At 67.0% G+C, this 17904-nt stretch carries 15 protein-coding genes; 3 read left to right on the forward strand and 12 right to left on the reverse strand.

The features are described from left to right. From SAOR_RS04300 to grpE, 10 genes are all read right to left on the reverse strand, one after another. Positions 1-999: AI-2E family transporter (locus tag SAOR_RS04300; RefSeq protein ID WP_148077369.1), on the reverse strand; the 999-nt coding region annotated here is incomplete at its 3' end. A gap of 115 nt (positions 1000-1114) precedes the next feature. Beyond that, complete coding sequence (locus SAOR_RS04305; RefSeq protein ID WP_123590393.1) at positions 1115-1507, reverse strand: ectoine synthase; 393 nt, start codon at positions 1505-1507, stop codon at positions 1115-1117. Between the two features lie 80 nt (positions 1508-1587). After that, positions 1588-2865 carry a diaminobutyrate--2-oxoglutarate transaminase gene (gene ectB / locus SAOR_RS04310; RefSeq protein ID WP_123630367.1) on the reverse strand — a complete coding sequence of 426 codons (1278 nt, stop codon included), beginning with the start codon at positions 2863-2865 and terminating at the stop codon, positions 1588-1590. 34 nt (positions 2866-2899) lie between these two features. After that, positions 2900-3463 carry a diaminobutyrate acetyltransferase gene (ectA, locus tag SAOR_RS04315; RefSeq protein ID WP_221177852.1) on the reverse strand — a complete coding sequence of 188 codons (564 nt, stop codon included), beginning with the start codon at positions 3461-3463 and terminating at the stop codon, positions 2900-2902. A gap of 60 nt (positions 3464-3523) precedes the next feature. Beyond that, complete coding sequence (gene carB, locus SAOR_RS04320) at positions 3524-6748, reverse strand: carbamoyl-phosphate synthase large subunit (protein WP_123630368.1); 3225 nt, start codon at positions 6746-6748, stop codon at positions 3524-3526. Between the two features lie 106 nt (positions 6749-6854). Further along, positions 6855-7991, reverse strand: a complete 1137-nt coding sequence (carA, locus tag SAOR_RS04325) for a glutamine-hydrolyzing carbamoyl-phosphate synthase small subunit (protein ID WP_123630369.1) — start codon at positions 7989-7991, stop codon at positions 6855-6857. Positions 7992-8100: 109 nt separating this feature from the next. Next, positions 8101-8925: a 4-hydroxy-tetrahydrodipicolinate reductase gene (dapB, locus tag SAOR_RS04330; protein WP_123630370.1), complete on the reverse strand. Its 825-nt coding sequence runs from the start codon at positions 8923-8925 to the stop codon at positions 8101-8103. Between the two features lie 15 nt (positions 8926-8940). Further along, on the reverse strand, positions 8941-10077 hold the full coding sequence (gene dnaJ / locus SAOR_RS04335) for a molecular chaperone DnaJ (protein ID WP_123590399.1): 1137 nt from the start codon (positions 10075-10077) through the stop codon (positions 8941-8943). An 82-nt stretch (positions 10078-10159) separates the two neighbouring features. Further along, positions 10160-12112 (reverse strand): molecular chaperone DnaK, encoded by a 1953-nt coding sequence (gene dnaK, locus SAOR_RS04340; protein ID WP_123630371.1) that lies wholly within the window; start codon positions 12110-12112, stop codon positions 10160-10162. Positions 12113-12223: 111 nt separating this feature from the next. Next, on the reverse strand, positions 12224-12868 hold the full coding sequence (grpE, locus tag SAOR_RS04345; RefSeq protein ID WP_123630372.1) for a nucleotide exchange factor GrpE: 645 nt from the start codon (positions 12866-12868) through the stop codon (positions 12224-12226). A gap of 175 nt (positions 12869-13043) precedes the next feature. Between grpE and SAOR_RS04350 the strand changes: the two genes are divergently transcribed. The 3 genes from SAOR_RS04350 (at position 13044) to SAOR_RS04360 (ending at position 16198) form a co-directional block, all read left to right on the forward strand. Further along, positions 13044-13937: an NAD(+) kinase gene (locus SAOR_RS04350; RefSeq protein ID WP_123630373.1), complete on the forward strand. Its 894-nt coding sequence runs from the start codon at positions 13044-13046 to the stop codon at positions 13935-13937. A 10-nt stretch (positions 13938-13947) separates the two neighbouring features. Further along, on the forward strand, positions 13948-15624 hold the full coding sequence (recN, locus tag SAOR_RS04355; protein ID WP_123630374.1) for a DNA repair protein RecN: 1677 nt from the start codon (positions 13948-13950) through the stop codon (positions 15622-15624). A 73-nt stretch (positions 15625-15697) separates the two neighbouring features. Continuing rightward, complete coding sequence (locus tag SAOR_RS04360) at positions 15698-16198, forward strand: outer membrane protein assembly factor BamE (RefSeq protein WP_185015543.1); 501 nt, start codon at positions 15698-15700, stop codon at positions 16196-16198. Here SAOR_RS04360 and SAOR_RS04365 read toward each other — a convergent pair. Beyond that, positions 16184-16504: an RnfH family protein gene (locus SAOR_RS04365; RefSeq protein ID WP_123630376.1), complete on the reverse strand. Its 321-nt coding sequence runs from the start codon at positions 16502-16504 to the stop codon at positions 16184-16186. The two genes, SAOR_RS04360 and SAOR_RS04365, sit on opposite strands and share 15 nt — an antisense overlap. Beyond that, entirely contained in the window at positions 16504-17883 is a 1380-nt protein-coding gene (locus SAOR_RS04370) for a sodium-dependent transporter (protein WP_123630377.1), read from the reverse strand. Before SAOR_RS04370 ends, SAOR_RS04365 begins: the two co-directional genes overlap by 1 nt. Between the last annotated feature and the right edge of the window lie 21 nt (positions 17884-17904).

A 17904-nucleotide genomic window follows, 5' to 3' on the forward strand; every position in this document is an offset into this window, starting at 1 on the left:
ACCGTCTGATCGATCGGCCGCGCGCAGTACGCGCGTGGTGACCGCGCCGGTCAGCACCATGGGTGCGGCCAGCAGCACGCCGAGCGGGCCCATGAGCACGCCGCCAACGAGCTGGGCCGAGATCAGAACCACCGGCGGCAGCGCGATCGCACGCTGTTGGATGAGCGGCGTGAGCACCGTGCTTTCGAAGGCCTGGATCACGATATAGAGCGACAGCACCCAGCCGGCCAGTCCGAGCGACTCGACCGCCGCGATCAGCAGCGCAGGCACCACGCCGATCAGGGGCCCGATATAGGGCACGAACGAGACCAGCCCGGCCCAGAGACCGAGCGTGAACGCGAGCGAGACGTCCATCACGAACAGGCCGATACCGGTCGCGATGCCAACAATCGCCATCGACAGGCCGCGACCGAGCAGCCACAGCCGAAGCTCGTGGGCGAGCTCCCGCGCCACGACGCCCAGCTTGTCCCGGCTCTCGCGCGACATCAGATCGCGGCCGAGCGACAGGTAACGCCGCGGTGACGCGGCGGCGTAGATGCCGACGAAGATCACCACGAACAGGTTGAAGATGCCGCCGAACGTGGACGACACGACGCTGAAGACATGGGTGCCGCGCGCGAACCACTCGATCGGCTGGGCCGTGTCATCGAGCGCGCCGCGCAGCATCTCGAAGTTGTTCACGCGCGCGCGCAGGCTGTCCCAGGCTTCCGGCATGCGCTCGATCAGTCGCGGAATCTCCTGATCGATCCGGGGCCCGATCCACAGCGCGATCAACACGAACATGAGTGTGATCGCTGCCAGGGTCGCCGCATAGGCCGGCACGCGACCGCCCGGCAGAACGCGCTGCATCGCCTGGGTCGCCGCATCCAGGAGCACGGCGAGAATGACGCCCGAGAACACGAGCAGCAGAACGGACGTCAGCTGAGGGAACGAATTCAGTGCAAACAGCGTCGCCAGCACGAGTCCGGCGACGAGCAGCGGGGTTGGCGTCGAACGCATGTTCGGGCTCCCTGCCGATGGACGCCGCGGCCGAGGACCGGCCGGCTCGCGGCAAAAAAAACCCCGGTCCGCGGACCGGGGTCGTGACGCGTGTCAGCGCATCGGCGCGCGCCGCCTACTGATCCTGCGGCGGAACGTAGGCGCCGTCCTCGTCGTGGATCTCGCGACCGGTGACCGGCGGGTTGAAGGCGCAGACCAGCTTGAGCTCGGTCTTGGCCTTGAGCGTATGCCGATCGTGGTTGTCGAGCGCATACACCGTACCCGGCTCGATCTTGTGCTCTTCGCCGGTATCGCGGTTCACGAGCGTGCCCTCGCCCTGATAACAGAACACGGCTTCGTAGTGGTACTTGTACCACATGTCGAACTCGAGTCCGGGCGGGAACGTGGTCTCGTGAAACGAAAAACCCATGCCGTCGCTGGCCAGCAGCCAACGCACGCTGGTCCAGCCGTCCGGGCTGACGACCTCGCGGTCGGTGCCGCGCAGGTCTTCGGTACGCACAATCTTCATCGGGACTCCTAGCGTCTTGAGGTGATCGACACCAATGTATCCTACAGCACGCGCCTCAGGCTGCGACGCGCCTCGAGATCTCAGGCCGCACCCTGTGTCAGCCCGTGCTTGTCGAGGACCGCTTGAACCGCGTCGGCGACGATATCCAGACCTTCGTCGATATCGGCGTCGCTGGTGTTCACGGCCTGCATGAACTTGATCACGCTGTCACGGGGGCCGGCGGTCTCCAAAAGCAGCTTGCGATTGAAGCACTCGGCCGCGATCTCGTCGGCGATCTCGGCGATCTCGCAGTCGACACCGATGAACATGCCGCGGCCACGCACCTCGGCGTTGAAGCCGGGATGGCGATCCACGATCTCGTTCAGGCGTTCGCGCATGTGCTCGCCCTTGCGCAGGATCTCCTTCTCGAAGGCGTCGTCGCGCCAGTAGTGATTGATCGCGGCGACGGCCGTCACGAAGGCGTGGTTGTTGCCACGGAACGTGCCGTTGTGCTCGCCGGGCTCCCAGATATCCAGATCCGGGCGGATCATGGTGATCGCCAGCGGCAGGCCGAAGCCGGACAGCGACTTGGACACGGTGATGATGTCCGGCTTGATGCCCGAGGGCTCGAACGAGAAGAACGGGCCGGTACGGCCGACGCCGGCCTGGATGTCATCGACGATCAGCAGCATGTCGTGCTCGCGGCAGATGCGCTCGATCTCGCGCAGCCACTCGTCACTCGCCACGTTGATGCCGCCCTCGCCCTGTACGGTCTCGAGGATCACGGCGGCCGGCTTTTCAAGCCCGCTGGAGCCGTCCTTGAGCATGTACTCGAGATCGGCGGCGGTGTCGCGGCCATCGCGGAAATAGTCGCAGAACGGCAGCGAGTGCGTGTCCTGCAGATCGACCCCGGCGCCGCCGCGCTTGGCGGAATTGCCGGTCACCGCGAGCGCCCCCAGCGTCATGCCGTGATAGCCGTCGGTGAAGCACAGCACGCCGCTGCGGCCCTTGACCTTGCGGGCCAGCTTGAGTGCGGCTTCCACGGCGTTGGTGCCGGTCGGCCCCGGAAACTGGATCTTGTAGTCCATGCCCCGCGGTTTCATGATCACTTCCTCGAAAGTCTCGAGGAAATTGACTTTCTCCGCGGTCGCCATGTCCAGACCGTGGCAGATGTTGTCGCCCTGGATGTAATCCAGCAGGGCTTTCTTCATCACTTCGTCGTTGTGGCCGTAGTTGAGCGCGCCGGCGCCGCCGAAGAAATCGAGATAGACGTCGCCGTTCTCGTCGGTCATGCGGTTGCCCTTGGCGGTCGTGAAGACCGTCGGGAAGCCACGCACGTACCCGCGCACTTCGGATTCGAGACGATTGATGGTTTCCATAACTTGCTCCTGAGCGACTGCTCGGATGAATGTCCTATTCGGCCGACTCGCGGATCGCCGCGGTATCGAAGGGGCCGATACGGAAGAGAATTTCGGGCTCGTGGGGTTCGCCGTCGACGCTTTCGTGATCGCCGAACAGTTCGCTGGCGAACAGCTCCTCCTCTTCGCACCGGGTGTCGAGCTTGGCGGCGAAGCCGCGGAAGAGCGCCATGGACGCCTCGTTGGTCGGCCCCACGGTGGTGTCGAGATAGCGCACGTGCGAACAGGCCGGTCGCTTGAGGATCTCGTAGAGCATGCGCGTGGCCAGGCCGCGGCCGCGGCCGGCCTCGGCGACGCCCACCTGCCACACGAACACCGTGTCCGGTTTGCTCGGCGGGCAGTAGGCCGATATGAAACCGGCCAGCTGGTCGCCGACCTCGGCGACCACGCTCGTCTGCGAGTAGTGCTCGCCCACGAGCAGATAGGCATAGACGGAATTGACGTCGAGCACGCCCGTATCGCGAACGAGCTGGAGAATGTCGGCGCCGTCTTCCTTGAACGGAGAGCGGAAGCGGACCTCTTTCGAGGCCGGGTCAATCGTGTCGGAAATAACGTTCAGTTCGGTTTTCGTTTGCCCACATTATAGCGGCTTCGCCGCAGATTTTCTCACCGCCCCGACTCAGACCGCGATCGCATCCTGCAATGCCTGCAGGGCGTAGACGCGGCCGTGGCGATCGTCGGTGAGCGCGGTGCAGGTGGCCTGGGCGCCCGCGATCGTCGTGAAGTAGGCCACCTTGTAGCGCAGCGCCGTGATGCGGATCGAACGCGACTCCTCGATCGCGCGCTTGCCTTCGGTGGTGTTGACCACGAGCTGGATCTCGCCGTTCTTGATCATGTCCACGATGTGCGGGCGCCCTTCCTTGACCTTGTTCACGCGCGCCACCGCGATGCCCTCGGCCTCGATCACGGCCGCCGTGCCACGGGTGGCCACCAGATCGAAGCCGGCCGCCACCAGCTCGCGCGCGAGACGTACCGCATGGGGCTTGTCGGCGTCGCGCACGGTGATCAGCGCGGTGCCGCCCTCCGGAAGTCCGACGCCGCTGGCCAGCTGCGACTTGGCGAACGCCTCGCCGAAGGTCCGGCCCACGCCCATGACCTCGCCGGTGGACTTCATTTCGGGGCCCAGCAGCGGATCGACGGTCGGAAACTTGGAAAACGGGAACACCGCCTCCTTGACCGCGAAATGCTCGATCACGCGCTCGGCACCGACGTTCTGCTCGGCCAGCGTCTTGCCGGCCATGCAGCGAGCCGCGATCTTGGCCAGCGGCACGCCGGTGGCCTTGGACACGAACGGCACGGTGCGCGAGGCGCGCGGATTGACCTCCAGCAGGTAGACGTCGCCGCCACGGATCGCGAACTGCACGTTCATCAGGCCGACCACCGACAGCCCGCGCGCCAGCGCCGCGGTCTGGCGCCGTACCTCGTCGAGGACCTCGGCGCCCAGGCTGTACGGCGGCAGGCTGCAGGCCGAATCGCCCGAATGCACGCCGGCCTGCTCGATGTGTTCCATGATGCCGCCGATGAACACGTCGCTGCCGTCGCAGATCGCGTCCACGTCCAGCTCGATCGCATCCTCGAGGAAACGGTCCAGCAGCACCGGCGAATCCGGCGAGACCTTCACCGCCGCGGTCATGTACTGCTGCAGATCCTCCGGCTCGTAGACGATCTCCATGGCGCGGCCGCCCAACACGTAGGACGGCCGCACGACCATGGGAAAGCCGACCTCCTCGGCCAGGCGCATGGCCTCGGCCTCGGAGCGCGCGGAACGGTTGGCCGGCTGCTTGAGGCCGAGCTTGTTGACCAGATTGAGGAAGCGGTCGCGATCCTCGGCCAGGTCGATCGAATCCGGTGCGGTGCCGATGATGGGCGCGCCGGCGGCCTCCAGACGGCGAGCGAGCTTGAGCGGCGTCTGGCCGCCGTACTGCACGATCACGCCCTTGGGCTTTTCCACGTCGATGATCGACATGACGTCCTCGAAGGTCAGCGGCTCGAAGTAGAGCCGGTCCGAGGTGTCGTAGTCGGTCGACACGGTCTCCGGATTGCAGTTGACCATGATCGTTTCGTAGCCGTCGTCGCGCATGGCGAGCGCGGCATGGACGCAGCAGTAGTCAAACTCGATGCCCTGGCCGATGCGGTTGGGCCCGCCGCCCAGCACCATGATCTTGTCGCGATTCGAGGGATTGGCCTCGCTTTCCTCGTCATAGGAGGAGTACTGATAGGCGGTCGCGGTCGGGAACTCGGCCGCGCAGGAATCGACGCGCTTGTAGACCGGCACGATGTCGTGCTGCAGGCGCATCCGACGCACGGCGAATTCGTCACAGCCGAGCAGGTCGGCCAGACGCAGGTCGGAGAAGCCCTTGCGCTTGTAGGCCCGCAGCGTCTGCGCATCGAGATCCGCGAGCGTGGAGGTGGACAGGGCCATCTCCATCTCGATGATCTCGGCGATCTGATCCAGAAACCACGGGTCGATGTGCGTGAGTCGATGCACCTCGGCCAGCGACAAGCCCGCGCGGAAGGCGTCACCCACGTACCACAGCCGCTCGGCACGCGGGGTGGAGAGCTCGCTGCGCAGCGTGTCCTGCACGGCGCTCGTCGTCACATCATCGAACTTCGGCTCGAAACCGTCCGAACCGATCTCGAGACTGCGCATCGCCTTGTGCAGCGACTCCTGGAAGTTGCGCCCGATCGCCATCGCCTCGCCGACCGATTTCATCTGCGTGGTCAGGCGATTGTCCGCGGCCGGAAACTTCTCGAAGGTGAACCGCGGCATCTTCGTGACGACATAGTCGATGGACGGCTCGAACGAGGCCGGCATCGCGCCGCCCGTGATCTCGTTGTTGAGCTCGTCCAGCGTGTAGCCGACGGCCAGCTTGGCCGCGACCTTGGCGATCGGAAAGCCGGTCGCCTTCGAGGCCAGCGCCGAGGAGCGCGACACGCGCGGGTTCATCTCGATGATGATCATCTTGCCGTCGGCGGGGTTGATGGCGAACTGCACGTTCGAGCCGCCGGTATCCACACCGATCTTGCGCAGGCAGGCCAGCGAGGCGTCGCGCATGACCTGATATTCCTTGTCCGTCAGCGTCTGAGCCGGTGCGACCGTGATCGAGTCGCCGGTATGCACGCCCATGGCGTCGACGTTCTCGATCGCACAGATGATGATGCAGTTGTCGGCGTGGTCACGCACGACCTCCATCTCATATTCCTTCCAGCCGAGCACGCTCTGTTCGAGCAGCACTTCGTTGGTCGGCGACAGCTCCAGGCCGCGCGCGAGCAGATCGTCGAATTCCTCGCGGTTGTAGGCGATCCCGCCGCCGGTGCCGCCCAGCGTGAACGACGGCCGCATGATCAGCGGGAAGCCGATCCGCGCCTGTACCGCCTCGGCTTCGGCCGCCGAGTGCACCACCGCGGATTCGGGGGTCGCGAGGCCGATCTCGGTCATTGCCTCGCGGAAGGCGTTGCGATCCTCGGCCATGTCGATGGCATCGCGCGAGGCGCCGATCATCTCCACGCCGTGCTTGGCGAGCACGCCGTTGTTGAACAGATCGAGCGCGCAGTTCAGCGCGGTCTGACCGCCCATGGTCGGCAGCAGCGCATCGGGCTTCTCGGCTTCGATGACGCGCTCGACGGTGCGCCAGGTGATGGGTTCGACGTAGACCGCGTCGGCCGTCTCCGGGTCGGTCATGATCGTGGCCGGATTCGAATTCACCAGCACGACCCGGAAGCCCTCGTCCTTGAGCGCCTTGCAGGCCTGCATGCCGGAGTAGTCGAACTCGCAGGCCTGGCCGATGACGATCGGCCCGGCGCCGATGATCAGGATGGTCCGGATGTCTTCGCGTTTCGGCATGGCTTGGGTGCTCGTTTTCAGCGCGGGCGCGCCTCGGGCACGCCCTGTCGACTACGCTTTCGGTTCAATCGGTTGCGTCATGTTTCTGATGCTGATTCCACAGCATTCAGCCGGCGGGTCGATGCGACTCCATCGTGCGCATGAAGCGCGCGAACAGCGGCGACACGTCGTGCGGGCCCGGGCTGGCCTCCGGGTGGCCCTGGAACGAGAACACCGGTTTGTCGATGATCTCGATGCCCTGCAGCGTCTGGTCGAACAACGAACGGTGAGTCACGCGAACAGTGTCCGGCAGGCTGGCCTCGTCCACGGCGAAGCCGTGGTTCTGGCTCGTGATGAGCACCTCGCCGGTGTTCACGTCCATCACCGGATGGTTGGCCCCGTGATGACCGAACTTCATCTTCAGGCTGCGGCCACCCGCGGCGAGCCCGAGTATCTGGTGGCCGAGACAGATGCCGAGCGTCGGCACGCCGCGTTCGATCAGCTCACGGCAGGTGGCGATCGCGTAATCGCAGGGCTCCGGATCGCCCGGCCCGTTGGCCAGCAGCACGCCGTCCACACCCAGCGCCATCACGTCCGCCAGCGGCGTGCGCGGCGGCACCACGGTGACGCGCGCGCCGCAGTCGACCAGACGGCGCAGGATGTTGTACTTCACGCCGTAGTCGTAGACGGCGACGTGATGGGTCGGCGTCGCCGGCACGTGCGTGTCGTTCGGCCCGACCCAGCTGGGCTGGTCCCAGTCGTAGCGTTCGCGGGTGCCGGCCTCGGCCGCGAGGTCCGCGCCCTTCAGGCCCGGGAAATCGCGCGCCGCGGCCAGTGCCGCCGCCTCGTCGACGCCCTCGCCCGCCATGATGCAGCCGTTCTGCGCCCCTTTTTCGCGCAGCAGGCGCGTGAGGCGACGGGTATCGATGTCGCCGATGCCGACCACGCCGTTGGACTCGAGATAGGCCATCAGGCCGCCGTCGGTACGCCAGTTGCTGGGCGCACGCGGCACCTCGCGAACGATCAAGCCGGCGGCCTGGACGCGATCCGATTCGACGTCCTCGGCGTTGGCGCCGGTATTGCCGATATGCGGATAGGTCAGCGTGACCATCTGCTGACGGTAGGACGGGTCGGTCAGGATCTCCTGATAACCGGTCATCGCGGTGTTGAAGACGACCTCGCCGACGGTGGTGCCGGTGGCACCGATGGCGCGTCCATGAAAGAGGCTACCGTCTTCAAGCGCAAGCAGGGCTGTCGGGCGCAACAATGACTCCGTGACGCTGTGTTCTGGGCAGTGCCGGCATGGCCGCAGGCGGCGAGAGTATAGCCGCTCGCCGGCGCTCTCGCCAGCCGGTGCGGTGCAATCGCGGGCTTCAGTCCGCCCGTTCGGCGATACCCAGCACGTCGTTCATGTCGTAGCGGCCCGGCGGACGCGACGCGGCCCAGCCGGCCGCGCGCATGGCCCCGCCGGCAAAGGTCTGCCGTGACGAGGCCTTGTGCGTGATCTCCAGCCGTTCGCCGTCGCCCGCGAACAGTACCGTATGCTCGCCGACGATGTCGCCGCCGCGCAGGGTCTGGAAACCGATGGTGCCGCGCTCGCGCTCTCCGGTATGGCCCTGGCGGGCATAGACGGCGCAGTCGGACAGCTCGCGCCCGGTCGCCTCGGCCAGCACCTCGCCCATGCGCAACGCCGTGCCGGAGGGGGCGTCGACCTTGTGTCGGTGGTGCGCCTCGAGCACTTCGATGTCGAACGAATCCCCGAGTGCTTTCGCTGCCATTTCAAGCAGTTTAAGCGACAAGTTGACGCCGGCACTGAAGTTCGGCGCCATCACCACGGCGATGCGTTCGGCGGCCGCATCGATGCGTTCGAGCTGCGTGTCGTCGAAACCCGTCGTACCGATGACGATGGCCGCACCGGCCGCCACGCAGTCGCCGAGCGCTTCGACACACGGCGCGGGGCGGGTGAAATCCACCAGCACGTCGAAGTCACGATCGCCGCGGTCGGCGGCCGAATCCACCGCCACGCCCGCATCGTCCGCGCCGGCCAGCCGGCCGGCGTCCCGGCCGATGGCCTCGCTGCCCGGGGCCTCGAAGGCGGCGGCGAGCGCGAGCGCCTCGTTGCGCAGACAGGCGATGACGAGTTCACGCCCCATCCGACCGGCCGCCCCGTTGATCGCGACCTTCACCGGTTTCGCCATGTCGAACTCCTCGCTCTAGCCCAGATGCTCGCCAAAGAAGCGCTTGGCCTTGTCCAGCCAAGAGGTCGTCGCCGGACTGTGGCTGCGGCCGCTCGCCTCGAGCGATTCCTGCAGCTCCTCGAGCATCTTCTTCTGCTTGGCGTTGAGATTGACCGGCGTTTCCACGCTGACCTTGACCAGCAGATCGCCCGGCGACGAGGTCCGCACCGACTGCACGCCCTTGCCGCGCAGGCGGAAGGTCTTGCCGGACTGGGTCTCGGCCGGCACCCGCAACGACACCTTGCCCTTGAGCGTGGGCACGTCGATATCGCCGCCGAGCGCGGCGGTGATCATGTCGACCGGCACATTCGCGCGCAGGTTGTTGCCGTCGCGGACGAAGAACTCGTGCGGCTTGACGTTGATCTGTACGTACAGATCGCCCGTGGGGCCGCCCATCTCGCCGGCCTCGCCCTCGCCGGACAGCCGGATCCGGTCGCCGTTGTCCACGCCCGGCGGCACCTTGACCGACAGCGTCTTCGAGGACTGGCGGCGCCCTTCGCCCCCGCATTTGCGGCAGGGATTGCGCACCTTGTTGCCGGACCCGTGGCAATCCGGGCAGGTCTGCTGGATCGACAGGAAGCCCTGCTGGATCCGGACTTGACCCATGCCCTGGCAGGTGCCGCAGGTGTCCACGGGCGATCCGGGTTCCGCGCCGTCGCCGCCGCAGCCCTCGCACTGCTCCAGCGTGGGGATGCGGATCTCGACGGTATCGCCCTCGATGGCGGTCTCCAGATCGAGATCCAGGTCATAGCGCAGATCGGCCCCGCGGGAAGCGCGCGAGCGACCGCCGCCCATGCCACCGCCGAAGATATCGGAGAAGATATCGCCGAAGATGTCGCCGAAGCCGCCGGCCCCGGCGCCGGGACCGCCGCCGCCACCGCTGGCGCCGCCCAGCCCGGCATGGCCGAACTGGTCGTAGGCCTGACGCTTCTGGTCGTCGGAGAGCACTTCATAGGCTTCCGAAGCCTCCTTGAAGCGCGCCTCCGCCTCGGTGTCATCCGGATTGCGGTCCGGATGGTTCTTCATCGCCAGCCGACGATAAGCCTTCTTGATGTCGTCCTTGGATGCGCCCTTGGACACACCCAGCACGTCGTAATAATCGCGTTTCGCCATAATGGAGAAAGCCCGGTATCAAAAAATACCGGGGCAACGCATGGCGCTGCCCCGGCGCTTCAAGCCTCGACGCGTCGGGGACCTACGAGTTGTTGGTGCCCGACTTCTTGTCGTCGTCCTTGACTTCCTCGAAGTCCGCGTCGACCACGTCGTCCGAATCGTCCTGCGAGCTCTGCTTGGTCTGCTCGCCGTCCTCGGCGCCGCCTTCGGCCTCGCCACTCTGGCTGTAGGCCTTTTCCATGACCGGCGCGGAGGCTTCGGACAGCTTCTGCGTCTTGGCCTCGATGTCGTCCTTGTCGTCGCCCTCGAGCGCCTCGCGCAGTTCGGCGATGGCGTCGTCGATCGGCTTCTTCTCGTCCTCGGTGACCTTGTCGCCGAGATCACGCATGGACTTTTCGATGCCGTGGATCAGACCATCCGCCTGGTTGCGCGCCTCGATCAGCTCGTTGAACTTGGCGTCTTCCTCGGCGTGCGCCTCGGCGTCCTTGACCATCTGCTCGACCTCTTCGTCGGACAGACCGGAGGAGGCGCGAATCTGGATCGACTGCTCCTTGCCGGTGGCCTTGTCCTTGGCCGAGACGTTAAGGATGCCGTTGGCGTCGAGGTCGAAGGTGACCTCGATCTGCGGCGTGCCGCGCGGTGCCGGCGGGATATCCGACAGATCGAAGCGGCCCAGCGACTTGTTAGCCGAAGCCTGCTCGCGCTCGCCCTGGAGCACGTGCACGGTCACGGCCGGCTGGTTGTCCTCGGCGGTCGAGAACGTCTCCGACTTGCGGGTCGGAATGGTCGTGTTCTTGTCGATGAGCTTGGTCATCTTGCCGCCCAGGGTCTCGATGCCGAGGCTCAGCGGCGTCACGTCCAGCAGCAGCACGTCCTTGGTGTCGCCCGACAGGACCGACCCCTGAATGGCGGCGCCCACGGCCACGGCCTCGTCCGGGTTGACGTCCTTGCGGGCGTCCTTGCCGAAGAAGCTCTTGACCGCTTCCTGCACGGCCGGCATGCGGGTCTGGCCGCCGACGAGAATCACGTCGTCGATGTCCGAGGCCTTCATGCCCGAATCCTTGAGCGCGGTCCGGCACGGGTCGATCGTACGGGCGACCAGATCCTCGACCAGGCTCTCGAGCTTGGCCCGGGTGATCTTCATGTTCAGGTGCTTCGGACCCGACTGATCGGCCGTCACGTACGGCAGGTTGACCTCGGTTTGCTGCGTCGAGGAGAGCTCGATCTTCGCCTTCTCTGCGGCTTCCTTGAGCCGCTGCAGGGCCAGCTTGTCCTTGCGCAGGTCGACGCCCTGCTCCTTCTCGAACTCGTCGGCGATGTGATCGATGATCTTGTTGTCGAAGTCCTCGCCGCCGAGGAAGGTGTCGCCGTTGGTGGCGTGCACTTCGAACTGGTGCTCGCCGTCGACCTCGGCCACCTCGATGATCGAGATGTCGAAGGTACCGCCGCCCAGGTCATAGACCGCGATCTTCTTGTCGCCGCCCTTCTTGTCCAGGCCATAGGCCAGCGCGGCCGCGGTCGGCTCGTTGATGATGCGCTTGACGTCGAGACCCGCGATGCGGCCGGCGTCCTTGGTCGCCTGGCGCTGGCTGTCGTTGAAGTAGGCCGGCACCGTGATCACCGCTTCGGTGACCTTCTCGCCGAGATAGTCCTCGGCGGTGGCCTTCATCTTCTGCAGCACTTTCGCCGAGATTTCCGGCGGCGCCATCTTCTTGCCGGCGGCCTCGACCCAGGCGTCGCCGTTGTCCGCCTTGACGATCTTGTAGGGCACCGTGTCGATGTCTTTCTGCGTGGTCGGATCGTCGAAGGTGCGACCGATCAGACGCTTGATCGCGTACAGCGTGTCGTTCGGATTGGTCACCGCCTGGCGCTTGGCCGGACGGCCGACGAGCGTCTGGTCGTCATCGGTGAAGGCGACGACGCTGGGGGTCGTGCGCTCGCCTTCCGCGTTCTCGATCACCTTCGGCTGATCGCCTTCGAGCACGGCCACGCACGAGTTCGTGGTGCCGAGATCGATACCGATAATCTTACCCATGTCTGATTCCCTCTGATTCGCGCTGCATTGGCAGCGTCTTTTTCAACTCAACTTGCACTTCGATCTGGGGCGCCGCGGCCTGCTTTTCAAGCGCCGGGCGCCCGGCACGGCCTATTTGTCGCCGGTCGGCTTGGCCACGGTCACCATCGCGGCGCGCAGCACGCGGCCGTTGAGCGTGTACCCCTTCTGCATGACGCTGGCCACGCTGTTCGGGGGCAGCTCGTCGCTGGGCTGGGTCGACACGGCCTCGTGGTATTCGGGGTCGAAGGTCTCGCCCTCGGGGTTGATCACCTCGATGCCGGCCTTCTCCATGCTCGAGGCCAGCATGCGATTGGTCATGTCCATGCCTTCCTTGAGCTTGTCGAAATCGCCGTTGCCTTCCTCGGCCGCCTGGAGGCCCAGTTCGAGACTGTCGCGCACGCCGAGCAGATCGGCGGCGAACTTCTCGATCGCGAATTTGCGCGCCGATTCGGCGTCGCGCTGTGCGCGCTTGCGCACGTTCTCCATCTCGGCGGCCGCCCGCACCGCCTGATCGCGATACTGCTCGGCCTCGGCCCGCGCCTGATCCAGTTCGGCCTGCAGCTCGTCGGTCTCGGCGAGGCTGTCGGCGCTCGCTTCGCCGGTATCGACGTAGTCCTCGGCGCCGGTCTGGGCGTTCTCGATATCCGGCTGCGGCGCGTTCTCCGCAGCGGCATCCTGTTCGCCGTGGGGTGTGCGTTCCGGATCGACCTGGCCTGGTCTATCGTTCTGGGTCATGACAAATCCCCGCTGATTGATGACATCGTCGCGCGAAGCGCCCTGCGCGACCTCGATGCGCTCCACCATTGGGCTCGCTCCCGGCTTTTCAAGCACATCGGCGACACGCGCACGTTGAAAATATGACCCAAGGCGTGAATGCTTACGCCATTCACCCGTCGGCCAACGGCTGCGCATGGCGCACGAGTTCGCAACCATCGGCATCTTCGCCAAGCGCCACGACGAGACCGTGCGCGACACGCTGGATACGCTCGTCGCGGTTCTGGCGCGTCACGGCCGGCGCGTACTCGCCGACGCCGAGCAGGCCGACGGGCGCGACGACGTCGAGGCCTGTCCGCGGGACGCGCTGGGCGCGGCCTGCGATCTGATCGTGGTGGTCGGCGGCGACGGCACCCTGCTGGATGCCGGGCGCACCGTGGCCGCCCACGCCACCCCGCTGCTCGGGGTCAACCTCGGCCGGCTGGGCTTCATGGTGGACGTGCTTCCGGCCGACATGGCCGCCACCCTGGACGACGTGTTCGCCGGCCACTACATCGCCGAATCGCGGCTCATGCTGGGCGCGCGCATCCAGCGCGCGGACGGCCATATCGAGCCCGAGGTCTTTCCCGCACTCAACGAATGCGTAGTCCGCAATCAGGCCTTCGCCCGGGTGCTCGATTTCGATACCTACATGAACGGCGACTTCATCAGCCATCACCGCGCCGACGGCATGGTCGTGGCCACCCCGACGGGCTCCACGGCCTACGCGCTGTCCGGCGGCGGCCCGGTGCTGCATCCGGACATGGCCGCCCTGGCGATGGTTCCGATCTGCCCGCACACCCTGTCCGACCGGCCGCTGATCGTGGACGCCGCCCACCGTGTCGAGGTGCGCGTGGCCGACGGCCACGACGGCGCTGCGCTGTTCACCAGCGACGGCCAGGTGACCCAGCCGCTGGAGCCCGGGGACCGGGTGCTGATCGAGCGTGGCGATCACGATCTTCGGCTGATCCATCCGCCCGGCTACGACTACTTCAACATCCTGCGCAACAAGCTGCAGTGGGGCCGCGGCCAGCAGCTGCCGCGGGCCTGAGCGCGACCTCATGCTCGCCGCGATCACCATCCGCAACTTCGCCATCATCGACGAGCTCGAGGTCGAGTTCGATCGCGGCATGACCGTGCTATCCGGCGAGACCGGCGCCGGCAAATCGATTCTCGTGGACGCGCTCAACCTCATCCTCGGCGATCGCGCCGACGCCGATGCCGTGCGCGAGGGCGCCGACCGCGCCGACATCAGCGCCCGCTTCGGGCTCGACGACGCCCCGGCGGCCCGCGAATGGCTCGCGGCGCACGAACTCGACGAGGACGACGAATGCGTGATCCGGCGCGTCGTCGCCCGCGAGGGCCGCAGCCGAAGCTGGGTCAACGGCACGCCCATGCCGGTGCGCGAACTGCGCGCACTGGGGGAGACGCTGGTCGACATCCACGGCCAGCACGCGCATCAGTCGTTGCTCAAGCGCGCGCACCAGCGCCGCCTGCTCGACGAGTACGGCGAGCACGAGACCGCCCGGGTCGCCGTGCGCGACGCCTACGAAGCGCTGCGGGCCACGCGCGCCGAGATCGCGCGCATCGAACAGGTCGACGATGCCGGCGACATGCGCGTCGACCTGCTGCGCTATCAGGTCGACGAACTGGCCGCGCTGGATCTGGGCGAGCACGAGATCGAGGCGCTGGAGGCCGAGCACAAACGCCTGGCCAGCGCCGAACGTCTGATCGGCGAGGGTCAGCGGGCGCTGGCGCTGTTGTTCGAGGCCGAGGAAGGCGCCGCCACCGACCAGCTCGGCGGCGCGGAACGGTTGCTCCACGAGCTGGCCGCCATCGACGCCGGCTTCGAGCCGATCGCCGAACTCACGACCTCGGCCCGTATCCAGACCCAGGAGGCCGCCGAGACGCTGCGCCAGCACATCGACACGCTCGATATCGACCCGCAGCGTTTTCACGAAGTCGAACAGCGGCTGGCCAGCATTCAGGATCTGGCGCGCAAGCATCACTGCAATGCCGCGGAACTACCCGGGATCACGCAGCGTTTGGGCGCCGAGCTCGCCGAACTCGAAGGCGCCGGTGAGCGCCTGGCCGAACTCAAGGCCACCGCCGAGCGACAGGCCGCGGCCTACGCCGAGGCGGCGGCCGAGCTGAGCGCCGCGCGCCGCGAGGCTGCCGGGCGCCTGGGTACGGCGATCACCGACATCATCCGGACGCTCGGCATGCCCGAAGGCACGTTCGAGGTCCGGGTTACCCCCGACGCAATGGACCGCCCCGCCGCCACCGGCACGGACGAGATCGATTTTCTCATCGCCGCCAATCCGGGCCAGAGCGCGCGTCCGCTGGAGCGCGTCGCCTCGGGCGGCGAACTCTCGCGGGTGAGCCTGGCGATCGAAGTCGTCGCCGCCAGCCGCACGCGCGTGCCCACGCTCGTGTTCGACGAGGTGGACACCGGCATCGGCGGCGGCGTGGCCGAGATCGTCGGCCGGCAGCTGCGCGCCCTCGGTGATGCCGGCCAGTCCCTGTGCGTCACCCATCTGCCGCAGGTGGCCGCGCAGGCCGAACATCACCTGCATGTGGCCAAGCAGGTGGACGCCGGCCAGACCGCCACTCGCATTTCGACGCTCGACCCCGACGCGCGCATCGAGGAGATCGCGCGCATGCTGGGCGGCGTCGAACTCACCGCCCAGACGCGCGCGCACGCCACCGACATGATCGAACGGGCCGCGCGCGCCTGATCCATCGCCTGCCGTTTGGCAGCACTGAAAGGGCTGCCGTATCATGCGGATCGCCAACAGGGGCCTGTTACATATGAAGTCAATCACTGCGCTCGTCCTGCTGCTCACGCTTTCCGCGTGCAGCCTGCCGGTCTTTTTCCGTGTTCCGGTGGTTCAGGGCAACGTGGTCACCGAAGAGAACGTCAGCCAGCTCGAACTCGGCATGACCAAGCGCCAGGTCGAATACGTGATGGGCACGGCGCTGGTCGACAGCAGCTTCGAGAACGATCGCTGGGACTACGTGTTCTATTACCGTGACCCGCGCGCCGACGTGCGCAAGAGCGAGCTCAACCTGTACTTCACGGACGGCAAACTCGCCGAGATCGACGGTGACGAAGCCTACACACGGGCGGCCCTGAAGGGCGACACCCCGATGCCGGCCGGGACGACACCGGGCCCGAACGGCGGCTCGGACGAGCCCTACGAGCCGGATAATGACGATCAGCCGGCCGCACCGAGCGGGCCCATCGGCCCACCCGGCCCGAACGACACGCCGGGCCGCGGCCCCTTGTCGACGCCGCTACCGGGCGCCTGAACCACCGTCGTCGCGGCGGCGGACACCCGCCCGGCTTCGCCGCCGTTCGCGCGGGTTCGCGACCAGCGAGCGGTAGAGCTCGAGGCGCTCCCCCGCCCGGGGTACGTAATCCGGACCGACCTTGCGGCCGAACACCCCGATGACCGGCCGCTCGCCGCTTTCGCGCTCGCAGACCGTATCCAGCCCGGAGCGGCGCACGATCTCCGCCGCCGTCGTCGATTCCGGGGCCGTCACCCGTACCCGCCAGCAGCGTTGCGGCAGGGCGAGCACCACCTCGATCGTGGGGTCGTCGGTCGTGTCCGTCATCACCAGATCCACTCGATCAGCGTGAGCGCACCCAGCGCATAGGCCAGCACCACGACCAGCGCGATGCGCGTTGGGTAGCGCAGCAGGATGTGCCACAGCGCGAAGCCGACAGCCCGGCCATCGCGCTCGTGCCCGTTCCAGGCGGCCAGCAGCCGCCGTCGCGCCAGCACCCGGCCCAGCAGCACGCACAGCAGCAATCCCGTCAATGGACCGATGACCCGCGTGGCCGCGAGCATGATCCAGCCGAACAGATCGAAACCCAGCAGTCGCAGCGAGGACAGCGCGCCGAACGACAGCAGCGCGAGCAATCCCAGGCAGCCGACCGCCACGCCCGAGTAGACGCTGGCGCGCAGCCGCGTCGATCCGGTCCGGTGCTCGACCAGCTGCACGACCGGTTCGAACAGCGCCACCGCGGTGCTCACGCTGACCAGTGCAACCAGCACGAACATGATCGGCGTCTGCCAACCGCCGGCCAGCGCCACCGGCAGCACCTCGAACAGGCTCTGCAGGCCCGCGCTCAGCGCCACATCGCGGCCGCCGACGAACACGGCCAGCATGAATGCGGCCGCGAGCGCCGCCGCCAGATCGATCGCGATCACGGCCAGCGACAGCCGGATGATACGGGCATCGGGCGGCAGATAGCTGCCGAACGCGACGACCACACCGGTGCCCAGACTGAGTGTGAAGAACGCCTGATGGAGGGCTTCGAACAGGCCGCGCCAGTTCATTTCGGCGAAGTCGACCGCGAACAGACGGTGCAGAGCCGCGGCGGCGCGGACATCCAGTACCGCAGAGGCCAGCAGCGCGAGAAAGGCGAGCAGCATGCACAGTGCGAGGGTGCGCATCACGGGTTGGACGCCGCGGCGCAGCCCGCGGGCCGCGGTGGCGGTGATCAGACACATGAACAGCAGCAGCCAGCCGAAGCCGCGCTCCGAATCCACCGCGAAGGTCACGAAGCGCGCGCTCGAGTCGGCGATCGAGTCCACCGCGAGCGCGCCGGTCACGCCGCGTACGCTGTAGGCCAGACTCCAGCCCGCGATCACGCTGTAGGCGGCGAGCAGCAGCGCCGCGCCGAACACCGCCAGATAACCGCTCCAGACCCACACACGGGAATGCGGCGCATCGCGCGTCCAGCCCGCGATCACGCCGGGCAGATCCGAACGCGTGCCGCGTGCCATGAGCAGCTGCCCGCTGAACAGGGGCAGCCCCATCGTCAGCAGCGCGCCGATGTAGATCAGCAGAAACGCCCCGCCGCCGTATTCCGACAGCAGGTACGGCAGGCGCCACAGATTGCTCAGACTCACCACGGCCGCCGCGACGACCACGACGAACAGTATCGACGAGGACCACGAGGACCGCGCAGTATCGGTGGGAATCATGGATCATCCGCTTGCGTCGGC

This window comes from Salinisphaera orenii subsp. orenii MK-B5 (assembly GCF_003788635.1).
In the GTDB taxonomy this organism is placed as follows: Bacteria; Pseudomonadota; Gammaproteobacteria; order Nevskiales; family Salinisphaeraceae; genus Salinisphaera; species Salinisphaera orenii.

Excerpts from the sequence above, each read along its gene's own strand:
- dnaK (WP_123630371.1), bottom strand. The coding sequence starts at position 12,112 with ATGGGTAAGATTATCGGTATCGATCTCGGCACCACGAACTCGTGCGTG.
- SAOR_RS04370 (WP_123630377.1), bottom strand. The coding sequence starts at position 17,883 with ATGATTCCCACCGATACTGCGCGGTCCTCGTGGTCCTCGTCGATACTG.
- dapB (WP_123630370.1), bottom strand. The coding sequence starts at position 8,925 with ATGGCGAAACCGGTGAAGGTCGCGATCAACGGGGCGGCCGGTCGGATG.
- ectB (WP_123630367.1), bottom strand. The coding sequence starts at position 2,865 with ATGGAAACCATCAATCGTCTCGAATCCGAAGTGCGCGGGTACGTGCGT.
- SAOR_RS04365 (WP_123630376.1), bottom strand. The coding sequence starts at position 16,504 with ATGACGGACACGACCGACGACCCCACGATCGAGGTGGTGCTCGCCCTG.
- SAOR_RS04305 (WP_123590393.1), bottom strand. The coding sequence starts at position 1,507 with ATGAAGATTGTGCGTACCGAAGACCTGCGCGGCACCGACCGCGAGGTC.
- dnaJ (WP_123590399.1), bottom strand. The coding sequence starts at position 10,077 with ATGGCGAAACGCGATTATTACGACGTGCTGGGTGTGTCCAAGGGCGCA.
- SAOR_RS04350 (WP_123630373.1), top strand. The coding sequence starts at position 13,044 with ATGGCGCACGAGTTCGCAACCATCGGCATCTTCGCCAAGCGCCACGAC.
- recN (WP_123630374.1), top strand. The coding sequence starts at position 13,948 with ATGCTCGCCGCGATCACCATCCGCAACTTCGCCATCATCGACGAGCTC.
- SAOR_RS04360 (WP_185015543.1), top strand. The coding sequence starts at position 15,698 with ATGAAGTCAATCACTGCGCTCGTCCTGCTGCTCACGCTTTCCGCGTGC.
- grpE (WP_123630372.1), bottom strand. The coding sequence starts at position 12,868 with ATGACCCAGAACGATAGACCAGGCCAGGTCGATCCGGAACGCACACCC.
- carB (WP_123630368.1), bottom strand. The coding sequence starts at position 6,748 with ATGCCGAAACGCGAAGACATCCGGACCATCCTGATCATCGGCGCCGGG.